At 47.1% G+C, this 19,045-nt stretch carries 14 protein-coding genes; 11 read left to right on the top strand and 3 right to left on the bottom strand.

Translation table 11 applies throughout. From position 1 onward, the window contains the following. Window positions 1-9 precede the first annotated feature (9 nt). On the bottom strand, window positions 10-1,344 hold the full coding sequence (locus tag MO387_RS14150) for a cytochrome ubiquinol oxidase subunit I (protein ID WP_107948863.1): 1,335 nt from the start codon (window positions 1,342-1,344) through the stop codon (window positions 10-12). 157 nt (window positions 1,345-1,501) lie between these two features. Here MO387_RS14150 and MO387_RS14145 point away from each other — a divergent pair, with 157 nt between their 5' ends. After that, window positions 1,502-2,920, top strand: a complete 1,419-nt coding sequence (locus tag MO387_RS14145; protein ID WP_107948861.1) for a PLP-dependent aminotransferase family protein — start codon at window positions 1,502-1,504, stop codon at window positions 2,918-2,920. 122 nt (window positions 2,921-3,042) lie between these two features. After that, window positions 3,043-4,341 carry an aminotransferase class I/II-fold pyridoxal phosphate-dependent enzyme gene (locus MO387_RS14140; RefSeq protein ID WP_107948859.1) on the top strand — a complete coding sequence of 433 codons (1,299 nt, stop codon included), beginning with the start codon at window positions 3,043-3,045 and terminating at the stop codon, window positions 4,339-4,341. Between the two features lie 121 nt (window positions 4,342-4,462). Here MO387_RS14140 and MO387_RS14135 read toward each other — a convergent pair whose 3' ends face one another. After that, window positions 4,463-7,690, bottom strand: a complete 3,228-nt coding sequence (locus MO387_RS14135) for a DUF2339 domain-containing protein (protein ID WP_107948857.1) — start codon at window positions 7,688-7,690, stop codon at window positions 4,463-4,465. A 225-nt stretch (window positions 7,691-7,915) separates the two neighbouring features. Beyond that, window positions 7,916-9,052: a methyltransferase gene (locus MO387_RS14130; RefSeq protein ID WP_107948855.1), complete on the bottom strand. Its 1,137-nt coding sequence runs from the start codon at window positions 9,050-9,052 to the stop codon at window positions 7,916-7,918. Between the two features lie 148 nt (window positions 9,053-9,200). On the opposite strand from MO387_RS14130, the gene MO387_RS14125 reads away from it, so the two are divergent. The 9 genes from MO387_RS14125 (at window position 9,201) to MO387_RS14085 (ending at window position 19,041) form a co-directional block, all read left to right on the top strand. Next, window positions 9,201-9,899, top strand: a complete 699-nt coding sequence (locus tag MO387_RS14125) for an alpha-ketoglutarate-dependent dioxygenase AlkB (protein WP_107948853.1) — start codon at window positions 9,201-9,203, stop codon at window positions 9,897-9,899. A 170-nt stretch (window positions 9,900-10,069) separates the two neighbouring features. Further along, the gene (locus tag MO387_RS14120) at window positions 10,070-10,390 is read left to right on the top strand and encodes a BolA/IbaG family iron-sulfur metabolism protein (protein ID WP_107948851.1); all 321 of its coding nucleotides are present in this window, start codon (window positions 10,070-10,072) and stop codon (window positions 10,388-10,390) included. A 286-nt stretch (window positions 10,391-10,676) separates the two neighbouring features. Next, window positions 10,677-11,795 (top strand): TRAP transporter substrate-binding protein, encoded by a 1,119-nt coding sequence (locus MO387_RS14115; RefSeq protein ID WP_242326348.1) that lies wholly within the window; start codon window positions 10,677-10,679, stop codon window positions 11,793-11,795. 168 nt (window positions 11,796-11,963) lie between these two features. Continuing rightward, complete coding sequence (gene luxS / locus MO387_RS14110) at window positions 11,964-12,473, top strand: S-ribosylhomocysteine lyase (RefSeq protein WP_006083939.1); 510 nt, start codon at window positions 11,964-11,966, stop codon at window positions 12,471-12,473. 165 nt (window positions 12,474-12,638) lie between these two features. Further along, a complete protein-coding gene (locus tag MO387_RS14105) occupies window positions 12,639-14,693 on the top strand; it encodes a TonB-dependent receptor (protein ID WP_242326346.1) in 2,055 nt (684 codons plus the stop codon). 401 nt (window positions 14,694-15,094) lie between these two features. Continuing rightward, complete coding sequence (locus tag MO387_RS14100; protein WP_006083937.1) at window positions 15,095-16,429, top strand: Na(+)-translocating NADH-quinone reductase subunit A; 1,335 nt, start codon at window positions 15,095-15,097, stop codon at window positions 16,427-16,429. Continuing rightward, window positions 16,429-17,628, top strand: a complete 1,200-nt coding sequence (locus tag MO387_RS14095) for an NADH:ubiquinone reductase (Na(+)-transporting) subunit B (protein ID WP_006080463.1) — start codon at window positions 16,429-16,431, stop codon at window positions 17,626-17,628. The genes MO387_RS14100 and MO387_RS14095 overlap by 1 nt, the downstream gene beginning before the upstream one ends. After that, a complete protein-coding gene (locus MO387_RS14090) occupies window positions 17,621-18,409 on the top strand; it encodes a Na(+)-translocating NADH-quinone reductase subunit C (protein ID WP_107948845.1) in 789 nt (262 codons plus the stop codon). The genes MO387_RS14095 and MO387_RS14090 overlap by 8 nt, the downstream gene beginning before the upstream one ends. Continuing rightward, window positions 18,409-19,041: an NADH:ubiquinone reductase (Na(+)-transporting) subunit D gene (locus tag MO387_RS14085; protein WP_006080467.1), complete on the top strand. Its 633-nt coding sequence runs from the start codon at window positions 18,409-18,411 to the stop codon at window positions 19,039-19,041. The genes MO387_RS14090 and MO387_RS14085 overlap by 1 nt, the downstream gene beginning before the upstream one ends. The last annotated feature ends 4 nt before the right edge of the window (window positions 19,042-19,045 follow it).

The following is a 19,045-nucleotide window of genomic DNA, read 5'->3' as shown; positions in this document are numbered from 1 at the left end:
ACTTTAAAATTAATGGCTTGTTGTCGCGATATCTGGCCCTTTGCGGATGAGTCGCATCATATAGCTATAACCCACGCCGAAGATGCCGCAGTAACTGACGATGAAAATCCCTAGGCTTATACTCAGGTGGGTAACGCTGTGGGAAGATACGGCATCCTGAGTGCGCATCAATCCTTGGATCACCCAAGGTTGGCGGCCAAGTTCGGTCGTAAACCAGCCCGCTAGTGTCGCGAGCAGTCCTGCGGGGCCGAGCAGCAAGACAAAACGCAGAAAGTGTTTATTGCTGTAGAGTTTGTCTTTGCGTCTGAGATAAGCGCTCCACAGTCCGGCAAAAATCATCAATAGGCCTAAGCCGACCATGACTCTAAAACTCCAAAACACTAACAACACATTGGGTCTGTCCTCGGCGGGATACTCAGTCAAGGCTGGCACTTGTTTGTTTAAATCGTGCTTTAAAATCAGGCTCGCCAGCCCTGGGATTTCGAGGCTGAAGTGGTTTTTCTCTGCGTCCATGTCAGGAATGGCAAACAAGATCAGCGGTGTGGGTTTATCGCCCTCATTACGCCAATGGCCTTCCATCGCCGCTACTTTTACAGGTTGATATTCAAGGGTATTTAAACCATGAAAATCACCAATCACAGCCTGTAATGGCGCGACGATTAACGCCATCCACATCGCCATAGACAACATCTTGCGGATCGCGGGTGTATCGTTACCTTTGAGTAAATGCCAAGCCGCCGATGCGCCCACAAAGAAAGCCGACGAAATAAAGGCCGCCACTGTCATATGGGCTAAACGATAGGGAAATGAAGGGTTAAACACTATCTGAAACCAATCCACAGGAATAACGCGATTGTTCACAATTTCAAAACCTTGGGGCGTCTGCATCCAGCTGTTTGAAGCTAAGATCCAGAAGGTCGAGATAATCGTACCCGTGGCGACCATGCAAGTGGCGAAGAAATGCAGGTTTTTGCCGACCTTCTGCTGACCAAATAGCATGACCCCCAGAAACCCCGCTTCGAGGAAGAAGGCGGTAAGCACTTCATAGGTCAGTAGCGGCCCAGTCACGCTGCCCGCGAAGGCGGAAAACGCGCTCCAATGGGTACCAAATTGGTAGGCCATAACAATGCCAGAGACCACGCCCATGCCGAAGTTAATAGCAAAAATCTTCGACCAAAATTGATAGAGTTGTTGGTACACCTGATTCGCAGTTTTCAACCATAAGCCTTCTAATACCGCTAAATAAGTGGCGAGGCCGATAGTGATGGCGGGGAAAATAATGTGAAAAGAGATAGTAAAAGCGAATTGGATCCTAGCAAGTACAGTGGCATCAAAATCAAACATAATTTCCTCGAGAGATAAGAGTCTCGTTACAAAGGCATTCATTAATGCAGTGTCCACTGAGCCTAATATTGGCCCAGCGGTGAAAGCTTGTGTGCCATTAGAGCATGGGATAAGCTAGCTATAACAGGCACAGAATATATTGATTTGGCTATAACAGATGGCGAAATACGAACAGTTAGCGCAGGAATTAAAGACACGAATAGCCCAAGGCGTCTGGCAGGCGGGGGACAAGTTGCCGTCGCTGCGCCAAACTGTGGCCGATTCGGGTTTGAGTTTGATGACAGTGCTTAATGCCTATCAGCTATTGGAAAGCCAAGGCGTGATTACGGCGCAGGCAAAATCTGGCTACTTAGTGGCGCCGCAGCCAGAAACCTTTCGTTATCCAGATCGCCAGCGGCAGATTTATCTCTCTGATAAAGTGGATATTAACGAGTTCGTCTTCTCTGTTTTACAGGCGTCAAAACAGGCGGGCATAGTGCCCTTTGGCTCAGGTTTTCCCGATCCCAGTTTATTCCCGCAGCAAGCGTTGGCGCGCTCATTAGTCAAAGTCACTCGGCACATGTCACCGTCTTTTGCCGCCGATAATTTACCGCCGGGGAATGCGGGGCTGCGTAAGGCGATTTCCCAACGTTATGCCAAATTGGGCATGAGCATTTCACCCGATGAAATCTTAATTACTTCGGGCGCCATGGAGGCGCTGAACTTGAGTTTAGCGACCCTAACTCAAGCGGGGGATTGGGTAGTCATTGAATCCCCGACCTTTTATGGCGCGATGCAGGCGATTGAGCGGCTTAAGCTTAAGGCCATTGCGGTCGCGACGGATCCACAACAGGGCATTGATCTTGAGGCGCTAGCGGAAGTGTTAAAAACCTACCCAGTGAAAGCCTGCTGGTTGATGAGTCAACATCAAAACCCCTTAGGTTGTAGCTTGTCTGATACTAAAAAACAGGCGCTTTATCAGTTACTAAACGAGCATAAAGTCAGTTTAATTGAGGATGATGTTTATCAAGAACTCTATGTCGATTCCAGCGCGCCAAGGCCAGTAAAAGCCTTCGATACCGAAGGACGGGTGTTGCACTGCGGCTCATTTTCTAAGTCTTTGATTGCTGGTTATCGTGTCGGCTGGGTGGCGGCGGGATACCATGCACCGCAGTTACAACGCTTACAAGTCATGTCGACGTTATCGACCAGTGCGCCGATGCAGCTCGCCATCGCCGATTTTATTCAGTCGGCGCAATATGAACGGCATTTGAAACAGTTACGTAAAAAGTTAGCCAGCCGTAAATTGGCCATGTATCAATTATTGTGCGCGCATCTGCCCGAATCTGTGGGGGTCAACTTCGCGCAGGGCGGCTATTTTCTCTGGTTAGCGCTGCCATTACACATGGACGCTACACAAATTTATTATCAGGCGATTGAGCGTGGGATCAGTATTGCACCCGGAAATCTCTTTAGTAATCAGGTCGAATTCCGCCATTTTATGCGTTTGAATGCCTCATACGAGTGCTCGCCAGAGATAGTCTCTGCGGTCGTGGTGCTGGCCGAACTTATCCGTAACTATTCGCGCCGAAGTTAAAGATGTGTCTAAAAAATTTTAGACTTCTAGATGTCTATCTGTTAGCTTGTTGAGCATGCACAAATCTTGTGCAATTCTCAATGTCGATTGAATACTGGGCTGCTACGGATAAGGAAGGGAAAATGAAATTAGAGTCACTGGCATTACACTACGGTTATGAGTCAGAAGCGACCACAAAAGCGGCCGCGGTACCTATCTATCAAACCACCTCTTATACCTTCGATGATACCCAGCATGGTGCTGATTTATTTGACTTAAAAGTCGCGGGTAACATTTATACGCGGATAATGAATCCGACTACTAACGTGCTAGAGCAGCGTCTCGCAGCTATAGAAGGCGGCATAGGTGCGCTGGCCGTGGCATCGGGTATGGCGGCGATTACCTATGCGATTCAAGCACTGACTCAAGTTGGCGATAATATTGTCAGCACCAGTCAGCTCTATGGCGGCACTTATAATCTGTTTGCCCATACGCTGCCGCGCCAAGGCGTTGAAGTGCGTATGGCGGCCTTCGATGATTTTGAAGGACTCGATGAGCTGATCGACGACAAAACTAAGGCCTTGTTCTGCGAATCGATTGGTAATCCAGCGGGCAATATTGTCGATTTACAGCGTTTAGCTGAGATTGCCCATAAGCATGGCGTGCCTTTAATTGTCGATAATACGGTTGCAACCCCAGTGTTATGTCGCCCCTTTGAGCATGGCGCCGATATCGTAATCCACTCTTTAACCAAATATATTGGTGGCCATGGCACGACCATTGGCGGGGTGATTATCGATTCTGGCAAGTTCGATTGGGTCGCAAATAAAGAAAGATTTGCCTTACTTAACCAAGCCGATCCTTCTTACCATGGCGTGGTTTATACCGAAGCCTTTGGCCCCGCAGCATTTATTGGTCGCTGCCGTGTGGTACCGCTGCGCAATACCGGCGCCGCGCTTTCACCGCACAGCGCATTTTTACTGTTGCAAGGCCTTGAAACCTTAAGCCTTAGAATGGAGCGCCATTGCTCGAACGCGCTAGCATTAGCCGAATATTTGGTGTTGCATCCGGCGGTCAGTTGGGTGAACTACGGCGCATTGCCGAGCAGCCCTTATCAAGATAATTGCCACAAGATCACTGGCGGAAAAGCCTCTGGGATCATTAGCTTTGGGATTAAAGCGGCCACGCCTGAAGAGGGTAAAATTGCCGGTGGACGTTTTATCGATGCGCTGCAGATGATCCTGCGTTTAGTGAACATCGGCGATGCGAAATCCTTGGCCTGTCACCCTGCGAGTACCACACACAGACAGCTCGATGCTGATGAACTGGCAAGGGCGGGCGTGTCAGAAGATCTTATCCGTATCTCGGTTGGGATTGAGCATATCGACGACATCATTAATGATGTGGCGCAGGCGCTCGATAAGGCACTGGTGAGCAAATAGTTCTTATTGAATAGCCCATATCGAATAGCTGATATCTCATCGATTTATTAAATCGTTAACAGTAAAAAGCCGCCATCGATTCAATTCGATGGCGGCTTTTTTTAGTGCTTTTAAAACGATGTTAATCTTGCTGCAATCGATTTCTTGCCTTCTGGTAGAAGTAAGAAACGGTAAGCAAAATAACCCCGATCAGCATAAAGGCAATGACCTTTTGCACTAGCTCGAAGGACGCCATATCCAGTAATAGCACCTTGAGCGTCGATAGGATAAATAGCCCTGCGGCGAGGCGGATCATATCGGCATTTTGTGGTTTTAAGCTGATAAACATCAACACACTGCCATGGATAACCAATAAAATCGCGCTGAGTGGGGCGGCAATCATGCTATCAAAACTATAACTCCACATGAAGTAACTCAAGGCGAGTAACAGATGCCAACCCCACTTAAGTCCTTGTAATGGCAAGATACGTCTATGCAAACGTATTGCTGCGCCGTGCTGCAAGATAAGCCTTGCTAGTAGTGCCAGTGATAAAAACTCGATTAACACAAACGAGGCATTATCACGATTAAGCCCAAGCATGATCTCAAAATGCAACATGATGGGCAACAGGGCTAAGCCTAAAGTGAGGCCATAGGCGAGATGGTAGCTTTCCTTTATTGCGGCTTGGATTTCGGCAACTAGGGTTAACTTCATGCTATGTGAGGCTTGGCTTACAGGCCTTTGGCTTGCACTTCTATGGCTTACACCTCTTTGGAGCAGCAAGGCAAAATAACCACTTAAGGCTAACGCTGTCATCGCTATTCCTACTAGCTCTGAATGATTAAAACCATAAACGATCACGGCCAATACCAGTGCAAAGTAATAAGGGCTTAGTTGCCATTGAAGTTGCAGTAAGGGGCGCCATGTCTCGGGTAATTGGCGATAACGAAGCAGGGTGAAGCCCATAAAGAGGGCACCAATAACCAGCGCCGCGAGTCCTTGCCAAACGTGAATAAGACATAGCGAGGCGGTCATCAGAACCGCTAGCCAAGTGAGGATTTTGGCCTCTATGTTCAAACTCTTATGTTTAACAAAGTAGGCTAAACCTAGGCTCATAAAGGTGCTCAGCCAGAGGGCAATAGCGGTATATTCCCAATAGTTGCGGATAACTTTAGGCAGCAGAATAAGCGGCAGCAGCAAGTAACAGCAGATTTGCATGCTATAAGCGGCTTTGGCAAATAGTGCATCTTTATAGTGGCGGCGATACCAATAATGGGCCAAGAGTAAGGCGGTAAATAACTCAATTCGTGCCAGTTTTGCCATGAGCGGCTGGGCGCTAAAGCTAAAACTGTCCGCGAGCGTTATGCCTTCAACAACCTTAAACAGCAGTGGCAATAGCAAGAGCCAAGCGGCAAATTCGCTGACAACGAGTTTGTCCTTTGCGCTTAAGTACAGTAGTAATAGGCTGACTAGCGGCAAGATAGCGAGATAGTAATCGCTGCTCAAAAGGTAAGCCGCGAGGATAATTGTCGCCACATAAAAACCGCTTAATAGTTCTTTTAATATTCTGCAAAGCTGATGTTCTAACGCAGAAAGCGGCGCATTTGTGAATGTTAATAGTCGAATGGCAAAGACTAAGGCGGCGCAACTTAAGGCTAGTGCGATCAGCGAAACGCCAAAGGCCGACAAAGCTGAAATTGCCAAGGCATCTAATATGCTGGATTCTAACAGTGCCATGCTATCAAGCACGCTAAACGCATTTAACCCTAATCCCATTAGCAGTAATACATAAGCTTCGGTGCGCACTGAAACCAGCTCTTCTTTGGTGCCAATCCATAACAGTAATAAGGCTTCGAGCAGTAAGACTAAGCCGAGGAAATCATGGCTAAGTAAATACAGTGCTGCAAATCCGGCAAAACTTCCTGCAAAGACTAACAATAAGCCGCTGCGGGCTTTTTCTAAGCGGCTTTTTAGCTGCCAATAGAGGGCAGCACAAATTAGAGCGTTGACCGCAAAGATTTCCCCTGCGAACTCAGTAAATTGCGTTAATTCGAATAACACAAAGGCGAGCAATGCTATTGGCAAGGCGAGTATGCGATGGCTCAGCGTATTGCTTGGTTGTTTATCTTGATGGGTAAACTGCTGGGTAAATATTAAGCCGGTGATGCCGTAGAGATAAAAGGTCGCATTAATACTGATAAGCGCCAGCAGACTGCCGCCGCCAAAGTCGGTGAGTGGCAATGGCACAAAATAACTAAAGGCTTCGATGCAGCCAATGTGCAGCAGGGCGGTGATTTCCACTAATAGCGGCCACTTTAACTTACGACTCTGGGCAAGGGCGCCGGCACCAATAAGCAGTAAATAAGGCAGATACAGCAGCGGCGCGTAGCTTTGGGATAACAGCATCATAGGCGCGGTCGAGCCGCCGACTAAGGCGATGACGGCAATGACTTTGGCATCTAAGCGCATCGACAGGCCATAACCTGCCAGAGTGATTATTAACAGTAAGATAAAACTCGCGCTATTGGGGATGATTTCAAAATATGGCCCAATAAAGTAAGCGCAGAGAAAGTTTAGGATAAGGCCTAATCCGACTATCCCTGAGCCAAAGTCCGCCATGCCCGCGCGTTTTTGGCGAATAAAAATCCCGCCGGCTATGATAGCGTTCGCACTGGCAAACCCGAGTAGGGCTTTGCCCAGTTCAGAGAACCAATGGTTGATGGAATATTGCAGTAAGTAACCAAAGCCTAAGGTCAGGGTGATGATCCCCGCGACTGTCATCAAAAAGACCGGGCCTAATCCCTTGGCTTGATAATGATGGTAGAAAGATTTGATTTGTTCGGTAATTGCGCCAAAGGGCGCCATGATGGCCGCTAATCCTTGGGATAACAGATCGTCAAATTGACTCGCCACTTGTACGCTTGCCTGTAATTTAACTTCATCACTCAGTTGTTGGCCCTGCGCCTGGTATTCGGTTTTAGCGACTTGTTCTGCTGAGGTATTTTTTGTGTTTCTTTGCCAAGGATCTCCTTGCTCAGCGTTTTGCTGCCATGGGTTTGGTTCTGCAGGAACTGGCGCTACGGGAGCGGACTCAAGGATTGGTGTGTGTATCGCATAGGCTAATGCGGGCGTGTTACCTGCGGCGGGGATCACTGCCGCAATCGATGCAGCACCCGCTGTCATACTATCTGCCGCCATACTAAGACTGGTATCAGAGGCGTCTTCAGTCGCAATTTGCTGACTTAAGGTATCGAGCTTAGTTGAAAATTCTGCCAATTGACGGCTGAGCGAAGATTGCTGCGATAAATGCAGCGACTGTAATTGTGCCAGCTCAGCTTTTAGTTGGGCGACGTCATCCTTTAACGGCATATCTCAATCCTAGTTAAGTGCCTAATAGCTTAAAAACATTCAGCGCTTAAGAATTTAAGGACTTAAGCACCTTTGCAATTGGATTGTACTTGCGACAGGGGATTTCGGCTAGCCATAGCGAATGTGGAAAATGCTGATAGTGGTGTAGAACAATATTTTAGCGGGTTTAGTTCAACAAAGAGCCAGACATTGCTGGCTCTGATTAAAGTGCTAATTGCGGCAGGGTTATTTCTTTTGCGCCTGCAGGATCACAAATTTACCGTTGGAGGCGACTGTGGTGCAGTTTTTAAATAAGCGCTGCAATTTCACATGGTAAGCCAGATGGCGGTTGCCGACGATATGTAAAATCCCTCCGTCTTTTAAGCGGCGGCGAGCATCTAAAAACATCTGCCAGGCGATATGATCGGTAATGGCTTCGCCTTGATGGAAGGGCGGATTACATAGCACCAGATCCGGTTGCACTTCTTCTGGCAGATGCGTCATGCAGTCGTCCCAATAGAAGTGGCCTTTATCTGCAGGCAATTGATTACGCGCCCAGTTTGCCTTGGCTGATGCGACCGCCATTTCAGAATCGTCGATAAAGTGGATATCAGCTTCAGGGAATAACTGAGCGGTTCGCAATCCCAGCACGCCATTGCCACAACCGAGATCGACAATCGACTTGAAATCCCCTTTCGGCAGATTTTCGAGCATGATACGTGCGCCAATATCGAGTTTGTTGGCGGCAAACACATTACTTAAGTTGCTGATCTCAAGTTGATACTCAGGTACGGTCCAAGTCACTTCTTTGGCTAATGGTCTGGGTTTACCATCGCTGACACAGGTAATTACTCGGGTGTTTTTCCACGCTAAACTGGCGCTTGCAGGGCCTAAATGCTTAGCAAAGACATCGAGCAAGGCGCCATTTATCGATTTGGCTTTGGCTGCCACTAATACACGAGTGCCAGCGGGTAACACTTGCGATAAGCGTGTTAGCTGGTGGGCAAAGTAGCTTAAGTTCTTAGGCAACTTCATCAATACTAAGGCTAAGTTTTCTGGCAAGGTATCGCGGCTGGTAAACCATTGCAGGTTATCCAGCGGCAACTGATTGCGGCCATGGTTTTGCTCTGTGCCTAAAAAGCTGGTTCTGGCATCGGTTTCAACACACAGTGACCAACTTGGATTCAGTTTCGATACACCACAGCTTAAGGCGCCGAAACTGTCGTTGATAATGGCGGTTGGCACGGCGGCTTGCTCTGACTCAATAAGGCTTTTGAGTAAGTGTTCATCGGCGGCATCCCAAGCTTGAAGATTAGATTCTTGCTGAGCTGGATACCGTAAAAGTTCGAGTTCAACACCCGCTACTGAAAATTGTGTTGTCATGTGCCACACTGCGCCAATAAATTAAGGCGCAGATTATCGCAGATTTCATGGCGCAGTGCGACGGCTCAGCATCAAGAGCTAATGTTAGCCCTGCTATGGACGCAGCGGCAAGCAAACGGATCGATAGTTGCGGGGGACAAGTAGGTTGATGGCTAAAGATAATGAGCGGCGTGACAACCAAGGTTACGATTTGTTTTCTGAGCTTGATGATGAAGCGGGTCTTGATTTACAGCTAAGTTTGAACCTTACCGATCACGGTTTGAACAAGACTGGACAACCCATACCGCCCATCACCTTAGTGCGGGGTTATCTTAATGCTGAGCAGCAACTTGCGTTGATGAAAGAAGCGCTGACCTATCCCTTAAGTCGCCCTGAAATCCAAGTCTTTGGTCAGTTTCACGCTATTCCTCGCCAGCAAGTGTGGTTTGGCGACTCGGGCTGCGACTATTTATATTCAGGACTGTTTATCCGCGCCTTACCTTGGCCTAAATATGCCCATAAGTTGAGGGAAAAGTTAACGCGGGATTATGGATTGACCAGCAATGGGGTATTAGTCAATCGCTACGCAGATGGTAAAGATTGCATGGGAGCCCACAGCGATGATGAACCAGAAATTGCCCATGGTAGCCATATTGCGTCTATTACCTTAGGCGCCACGCGGGATTTTGTGCTTAAGCATAAACACAGCCAAACCAAGTACAACATCAGTTTGCACAGCGGCGATCTGCTGATCATGCATTGGCCCATGCAAAACGACTGGTTACACAGCTTACCTAAACGCTTGAAAATAAAAGAGCCCCGCTGGAACTACACCTTTAGACAACTCATCGTTAATTTCCATGGCTAAATGCCCGTTGTTAAATGCCTACTGTTAACTGTTTGTGGCTGCGGACTGCCTGCCAAATAAGGTGAGATATAATGTGGTCGTAGATCAGCAAACTGAATAAGTGAATTTGATCTTTTCCACCTGAAGCAGTACTCTGCGGCCACTGGATTTCCCCATTCTGAGACTCGAATATGTCCAATACTCATGCCCAGGGCACAGTGGCTAACACTATCACGCAGAAGTTAACCGAAGGCTTCTCGCCGACGCACTTAGAAGTGATTAACGAAAGTAATCGTCACCATGTGCCCCCGAATTCAGAAACCCATTTCAAAGTTGTGCTCGTGAGCGATCAGTTTGATGGTTTACGCCTCTTGGCCCGTCATCGATTGGTTAACACTCACTTAGCCCATGAGCTAGCTAATGGCGTGCATGCCTTGTCGATCCACACTTTCACTCAAAGTGAGTGGGATGCGAATGCGCAAGTGCCTAATACGCCAAATTGTCGCGGTTAATCAAAAATTATTGCAGTTAATCAATAGACTAATTAATCAGCTCTACAAAGTTAATTAGTTTAGAACCCAAGGCCACTCCTCATCGAGTGGCTTTTTGTTTTAAGTCAAACTAAGGTCATTTTCTGGTTTCCTTGCCCGAGTTTCTGGTTTCCCTATAGGCGTTTCTGTGTTAACAATATGTTCTATTTTAAGGGTTTGGGTGATGCGATTGCGGAGCTCTGTCCTGAGAGCATGTTCACGTCTGTTAGAACCATGGGCTCGTTTGATGTCAGGGAGAGTATTAAAAATGCGTAAGTTTGGGAGTGTACTCGTCTTAATGCTGCTGATGGGGCTGAGCGGTTGTAATCCCGCAGCCAGTGACGCGCAAAGCGTAGCCGTTTCCCATGCCGCAACGGATGATCCCCAAGCTATCCCCGCAATTGAATGGCGCCTTGCAACCTCTTGGCCCAAAAACTTCCCCGGTTTAGGTATGGCACCTGAGCGTTTTGCGCATTTAGTCGATGACATGTCTAACGGTCGGTTAAAAATTCAGGTTTATGGCGCGGGGGAATTGATGCCAGCGTTTGCCATCTTTGATGGCGTGAGTCAGGGAAAAATTCAAATGGCCCATGCCGCTTCTTATTACTGGAAAGGTAAGGCGCCCGCTGCGCAGTTTTTTTCATCGATTCCCTTTGGTATGACGGCGCAGGAAATGAACGGCTGGCTACACTACGGCGGTGGCATGGCGTTGTGGGATGAAGTGTATCGCCCCTTTGGCATCATTCCCCTCGCGGGTGGCAATACGGGCATGCAAATGGGCGGCTGGTTCAATAAACCGATTAATACGATTGCCGATTTTAAGGGATTGAAGATCCGTATGCCGGGCTTGGGTGGCGAAGTATTAAAGCGTGTCGGCGCTATTCCTGTGAATATGGCGGGGCGTGAACTCTATGGTGCGCTACAAACTGGCTCGATTGATGCGGCTGAGTGGGTGGGGCCATTGAACGACCTTGCCTTTGGTCTACATAAAGTGGCGAAGTACTACTATTACCCTGGTTGGCATGAGCCGGGTTCTAATATGGAATTCTTGATTAATAAAGCCGCCTTCGAGAGTTTACCTCAAGATTTACAAGCCATAGTTAAAGTCGCGGCGAGAGCCATTAATCAAGATATGCTCGATGAATACACGACCCGAAACGTGGCCGCCCTTGAAACCTTAGTGAATGATGAAGGGGTGGTGCTTAAGGCGTTTCCACCGAAAGTGTTGTTGGAACTTGAGAAAATCTCGAAACAAGTGATTGAAGAGCAAGCTAATCAAGATCCTTTAATGCGCAAAGTGTACGCCGCCTATCACGCCTACGAGCAAGGTGTGCGCCAGTATCATAAAATATCTGAGGATGCTTACGGCCAACAGCGCCAACACTAAATGCGTGGTGTTTTTAGCACTCACTGTCACATTAACAGCTGATTTATATGAGATGATTTCATCTTAAATTATCTTGTTATCGGCGTAATTCATTTGGTGTTATGCTTGCAAGCCATAAATAGACAGTTACAGTGGCGCTGATATCGCCCTGAGAATTTGGAGATCCCTATGCCATTACTTGATAGCTTTACCGTTGATCATACTCGAATGAATGCCCCAGCAGTTCGTGTTGCTAAGCACATGAGCACGCCAAAGGGCGATGCGATTACGGTATTTGATCTACGTTTTTGCGCACCGAATAAAGATATTCTCAGTGAGCGTGGTATTCACACTCTGGAGCACTTATTCGCTGGCTTTATGCGTGACCATTTAAATGGTAGCAATGTTGAGATCATCGATATTTCGCCAATGGGATGCCGTACCGGCTTTTATATGAGTTTGATTGGTGAGCCGACTGAGCGCCAAGTGGCCGATGCGTGGTTAGCTGCGATGGAAGATGTGCTTAAAGTGGTTGAGCAGTCAGAAATCCCTGAGCTGAACGAATACCAATGTGGTACGTATGAGATGCATTCATTAGAGCAGGCACAAGAGATCGCCCGTAATATTATTGCGGCTGGCGTAAGTGTGAATCGCAATGATGATTTGAAATTAAGCGACGAAATTCTAGGTAATCTGTAACGGTTTGCACTCTTACTTGTATAAGAGTGCCTAGCCAGTAAATTCAGTTTCCTGAAGTTAATGAGAGAAAGCGACGAGAGTCGCTTTTTTTTTCAAACAAATTCAGCTATTTTACAAGTTAATAACAAAAACACCGTACGCTAACAAAATTTTTGGGAGCTTGGTATGCCTAGTCGTTACTTCACAGTATCACTCTGTGCAATTTCTGTATCTCTTGCCTGTTCTAACACAACGTTCGCCGATGATTTCCACAGTCAAATGCTTGAACTGAACCAGGTCAATGACACATTCCACTCCACTGCTGACAGTTTAGCGTTAGGCCAGTTAACGGCTTTGACGGTTTTACCTGCAGATCTTAACGGAAATCCAGCAAGCATTAATATGCGCAGCGCGAGTCAAGGCGTGGCCGTATTGCAAGATAGAGTGTATTTCTCACCTGCGCCTTATTCTGCACCGCAATTACAACTATTACCCAATCTGCTGCAACAACAGAGTGTCACTGTCACGCCAATGGCGAATATGGCGGTTGGTGGGCAAGGGGCGTTTGGGGTGGTGAGTTATCAAACCTTACCTGTAGCCGAGCAAGCGGAAAACAGTAAGGTAACGCTCGAAGGCAATACGGATGCTGACTACAGTGTCGATGTGAATTGGGGCGTGAAGCAAAAAGAATACGGCATGATACTCGCGGTTAACTACAGTGATGGTAGCGGCGCCGATCACTTACTCAATGGTCAAGATACTGACCGCCAAACCACTGATATCTTATTTAAAATTAATGCTGCGAGTTTATTAGGTGCCCGAAGTCCGCAGGTGACTGAGTTTACCTACCAGTTCCTCGATTATGATAGCTATCGCTCCCAACTCGGCTTAACGCAGGCCGATTGGCAACAAGACCCGATGAGTTTGTATTCGGCTACGGCTGGAGATAAGCATCAAGGGCGTCACCATAAGTATCAACTGTCGCACCAAGTTGCGCTTAGTGGTGGGCATAAGGTCATCACGGACTTTTACTATCAATCCTATTCGCAGCAATTAAATCAACTAAATCAATTTGATGGGCAAGTGCTTGATACCCAGAGTTTAGCTGCGCTGGCCGCATTTGAACGGCAGCCGACAGTCGATGGCGTCGCGGTCGCCTCATTACAACAAGACAATGATTTCAGCTCCTTTGGGGTACAAACTGAATCGGTGAATCAGTATGGCGCCCATCAAATTAGCTATAGCGCTCGTTATCATACGGATAAAGCCGAGATGCACCTTGGCGATCAGCAGAGTCTATGGCAGCAGGACTTGAGTGTAGTGAGTGATGCACCCAATGCGCTGTTGGCTTATACCGATGATGCGACGGCATTCACTTCGGCCATCGACTCCTTGTTTAATTGGGACGGATTGCAGCTCAAACTCGCGCTCGCCTATGAAAAAGTGGACGTTAATCGCAAGGTCAATTTAGCTTACGCCGGACTCGAAGCTGCAGATTTTTCCGACAGTGATTGGATGCCACAACTTGGCGTTTTATATCATGCTGGAGATTGGCGCTTTAGTACGGATATTCGACGCTCATGGACCGCCGCGAGTGCGGGGAATATTGAGCAAGAGGCACAAGTGTCGCTGCAATATCAAGTCAGCGCCCAATATGCCAGCGAGCATTTTAGTGCAGACATCAAAACCTACGTCCAAGATTTTGATAATCTGCATGTCAATTGCGATGCGTATACCCAATGTGCCGACAGTCGTTTGTGGGTTCAAGGCAATGTCGTGGATGTGCTGACCAAAGGAGTTGAGCTGAATCTTGGCTATCAGTGGGAACTGGGCAGCGTGCAGTTACCTTTAGCGTTAAATTATCAGTATTCAAATGCCGAGTATCAAACCAATAGCTGCAATGAAATCCAAGGCTGCGTCGTGGCTGGCGATAGGGTGGCCTGGTTACCCGAGCAGCAACTGCAGTTGAGTGCTGGGATGAAATATGCAGAATATGAACTGCATGCGAATGTCTTTTATCAATCGGAGCGCGAAATGGGCCAATTCGGCGCCCAATTACAGCCTGTCGCCGCACAATGGCGGGTAGATTTAGCGGCGAATTATCATTTTAACCGTCACCATGAGATTTATTTTCGGATTGAAAACCTCTTAGATGAGACATTAGTCACAACAGCATCAAATAGCGGAATTCGATCGGAAAATGGACGTATTAGCTATTTAGGTTATCAATGGCGCTTTTAAGTTGAATTTTATTTCGTTTGAATTTAAATCAATTGAAACAAATAAGATCGATTTAAGACGCGTTTAGTGGATGTTTCGACTTTTTGCTAAATTAAATCTTTAATTATTAATGCTATAGTACCCAGTGGCCGTAATATTCTCTCTTTCTGATCAGTCACTAGGTCGGAAGGTGAACGCCGTAGCGCATGATTCTTTTCAATCCGTATTTTAGGTTTGAAATCACCTATAATTTTCGTGGCGATGCCAAGTCAATTGGGGTAAAATGCGCGCGACCAGCGTGATTGCGATCGCATTTCTGTGATAAATCTGCGCTAGCTCAATGCAGTAGGTTTTGTTTAAAACCTAAGTATTTAGCAGGAACGCGGCGCATTGTCTTTCCTTCAAACGTAGTGCTTGTGGATATGATTACAATTAAGAAAGGATTGGAACTGCCTATAGCAGGCGGACCAGAGCAAGTTATCCATAATGGCCCAGCCATTAAACATGTAGCTACTTTGGGTGAAGAGTATATTGGCTTACGTCCAACGATGAAAATCAAAGTGGGCGATAAAGTACAAAAAGGCCAGGTTCTTTTTGAAGATAAGAAGAATTTAGGCGTTAAATATACGGCTTTAGCCAGTGGTACTATATTAGACATTAACCGGGGCGCCCAGCGTGTTCTGCAGTCTGTTGTCATTGCAGTGGAAGGAAACGAAAGCGTTGCCTTTGCTAAATATGATGCCACTGCACTCGATACGCTCGACTCGCAGTTAGTCCGTGACAATCTGATCGAATCAGGTTTATGGACAGCATTGCGTACTCGTCCTTTTAGCAAAGTTCCTGCTGTAGACTCTTCTGCTGCTGGTATTTTTGTAACCGCAATAGATACTCAACCTCTTGCCGCTGATCCCGTTGTGGTGATCCGTGAGCATAAAGAAGATTTTGCTAATGGTCTTAAGGTCTTAGCAAGACTTACTGACGGTAAAGTTTACCTTTGTAAAGCGCCTGGCGCTGATATTCCTGCCGCAAACGCCCAAGTTGAAGAATTTGCTGGTGTGCACCCTGCAGGATTAGTCGGTACTCATATTCACTTCTTATTGTCTGCCTCTGCAAAACGTACCGTTTGGCATATTGGTTACCAAGATGTAATAGCAATTGGTCAGCTATTTACGACGGGTGAACTCAATACCGAACGTGTTATTGCGATCGCAGGCCCTAAAGCGGCTAAGCCAAGACTCGTACGCACTGTTGTGGGCGCGAGCATGACTGAATTAACCGCAGGTGAAGCCTTAGATGGCAATGTTCGTCTGATTTCAGGCTCTGTTCTGAATGGTCGTACAGCCGTTGGCCCACAAGGGTATTTAGGTCGTTACCATGTTCAAGTAAGTCTGTTAGAAGAAGGTACAGAGAAAGAATTTTTAGGCTGGGTATTACCAGGCTCAGACAAATATTCTATCACTCGTGCATTCTTAGGACATCTTGCTCCTTCTCGTCTGTTCAGTATGACGACCAGTACAGGTGGTTCAGACCGCGCTATGGTGCCAATTGGTAACTATGAGCGTGTAATGCCATTGGACATTCTTCCTACTATGTTGTTGCGTGACTTAATTTCAGGTGACTTTGACGGTGCTGCCACTTTAGGCGCGTTAGAGTTAGATGAAGAAGATCTCGCACTGTGTACGTTCGTATGTCCAGGCAAGTATGACTACGGTTCATATCTGCGTGACTGTCTAGATACGATCGAGAGGGAAGGCTAATGAGCTTGAAAGATTTTTTCGAACGTATTGAACCCGACTTTGAAAAAGGCGGTAAATACGAAAAGTTTTATGCCCTATTCGAAGCGGCATACACAATTTTTTATACCCCAGGTAAAGTGAACAAGGGCAAAACCCACGTTCGCGATAACCTCGACCTAAAACGTATGATGATTACGGTTTGGGCTTGTGCTTTCCCAGCGATGTTCGTGGGTATGTACAACGTAGGTTTACAAGCTCAATTAGCTTTAGTGGCTGGTTTTGCTACCCCTGACGTATGGCAAGTGAGCTTGTTCAGCATGTTCGGTACCGAACTGACGGCAAACTCTGGCTGGCCTGCGCTAATGTGGTATGGCGCCTGTTTCTTCCTACCTATCTACGCGGTGACCTTCGCCGTCGGTGGTATCTGGGAAGTGCTGTTTGCCTCTATCCGTGGCCATGAAGTCAACGAAGGTTTCTTCGTTACCTCTATCCTGTTCGCTTTAACGCTGCCAGCAACTATCCCATTATGGATGGTGGCGCTGGGTATCACCTTCGGTGTGGTCGTGGCGAAAGAAGTGTTCGGTGGTACAGGGCGTAACTTCTTAAACCCAGCACTAGCGGGTCGTGCCTTCCTGTTCTTCGCTTATCCGTTGAACATGTCGGGTGATACCTCATGGGTTGTGGCTGACGGCTACTCAGGTGCGACTGCACTGAGCCAAGCTGCTGCGGGCACATTAGATTACGCAATTAACCAAAACTGGTGGGATTCGTTCTTCGGTTTCATTCCAGGTTCAGTTGGTGAAGTGTCTACATTAGCGATTCTGTTAGGTGGTTTGGTCATCATCTACACGCGTATCGCTTCATGGCGCATCGTTGGCGGTGTAATGGTCGGTATGATTGCCATTTCTACTCTGCTGAACGTTGTCGGTAGCGACACTAACCCAATGTTTGCAATGCCTTGGTACTGGCACTTAGTGTTAGGTGGTTTTGCGTTTGGCATGATGTTTATGGCGACAGACCCAGTGTCAGCGTCATTCACTAACCAAGCTAAATGGGCATACGGTATCTTGATCGGTGCAATGGCTGTGTTTATCCGCGTGATTAACCCTGCATTCCCTGAAGGCATGATGTTGGCAATTCTGTTTGCTAACTTGTTCGCGCCATTGTTCGACCACTTCGTGGTTCAGGCAAATATCAAGCGGAGGATTGCCCGTGGCTAGTAATAAAGATTCGTTCGGCAGAACCTTATTTATCGTCGTTGGCCTATGTCTAATTTGTGCGATATTTGTGTCTACTGCAGCAGTGTTACTGAGACCGACTCAAGCAGAAAATAAACTGCTCGATAAGCAAAAGTACATTCTGGAAGCCGCTGGTCTTATCGATACTAAAGCTGGCAAGGTCACCAAAGCGCAAATTCTGGATACATACGGCAAACACATCGAAGCTAAACTGGTCGATTTAAAAACGGGTGCATGGGTTGAGGGTGTTAATGCTGACACTTTTGATCAACGTAAAGCGTCTCGTGATGTGAAAACCTCATTTGTACCTGAGAACGACATTGCTTCAGTGAAACGTGTAGCGGATAACGCTGTGGTTTATCTTGTTCGTGATGAACAAGGCAAATTAACGAGTGTGATCCTGCCAATCCATGGTTATGGCCTTTGGTCTACTATGTATGCCTTCCTTGCTATGGATGCTGATCTAAACACAGTGCAAAGCTTAGTCTACTATGAGCAAGGCGAAACGCCGGGCTTAGGTGGCGAAGTGCAAAATGCTCAGTGGAAAGCGAAATGGCATGGCAAAAAGTTATTTGATGAGCAAGGTAACATTGCTATCAGCGTAACTAAAAACCCAGCTGTTGCTAGCACTGAATACGGTGTAGACGCATTATCTGGCGCAACCTTAACGAGTAATGGTGTGCAACATTCACTGACATTCTGGTTAGGGAAAGAAGGTTTTGCGAGTTTCATTGAAAAAGCACGCAATGGAGGTCTCAACTAATGTCTGACGCTAAAGAACTGAAACAGGTTCTGACCGGACCTATAGTCAACAACAACCCGATTGCTTTACAAGTACTTGGTGTATGTAGTGCATTAGCGGTAACGAGCAAGCTCGAAACTGCACTGGTAATGGCGTTGGCGTTAACTGCGGTAACAGCGTTTTCGAACCTGTTTATCTCAATGATCCGTAATCATATTCCAAGCAGTGTGCGTATTATCGTACAGATGACCATTATTGCCTCTTTGGTAATCGTGGTTGACCAATTGCTGCAGGCTTATGCTTATCAGATCTCTAAGCAGCTGTCGGTATTCGTCGGTCTGATTATTACGAACTGTATCGTAATGGGTCGTGCCGAAGCTTACGCGATGAAAACACCGCCAATGATGAGCTTTATGGATGGTATCGGTAACGGTTTAGGTTACGGTGCGATTCTGTTAGCTGTTGGCTTCGTACGTGAACTGTTTGGTAACGGTTCTCTGTTCGGTGTTGAAATCCTGCACAAGATCTCTGATGGCGGCTGGTACCAACCAAACGGTCTGCTACTACTGCCTCCGAGTGCGTTCTTCCTGATCGGTGTTCTGATTTGGATTATTCGTACCTATAAGCCAGAGCAAGTTGAAGCAAAAGGGTAAGTGC

The organism is Shewanella sp. N2AIL (genome assembly GCF_022690845.1).
Taxonomy (GTDB): Bacteria; Pseudomonadota; Gammaproteobacteria; order Enterobacterales; family Shewanellaceae; genus Shewanella; species Shewanella baltica.
This window is presented reverse-complemented; position numbering and strand designations above follow the sequence as displayed.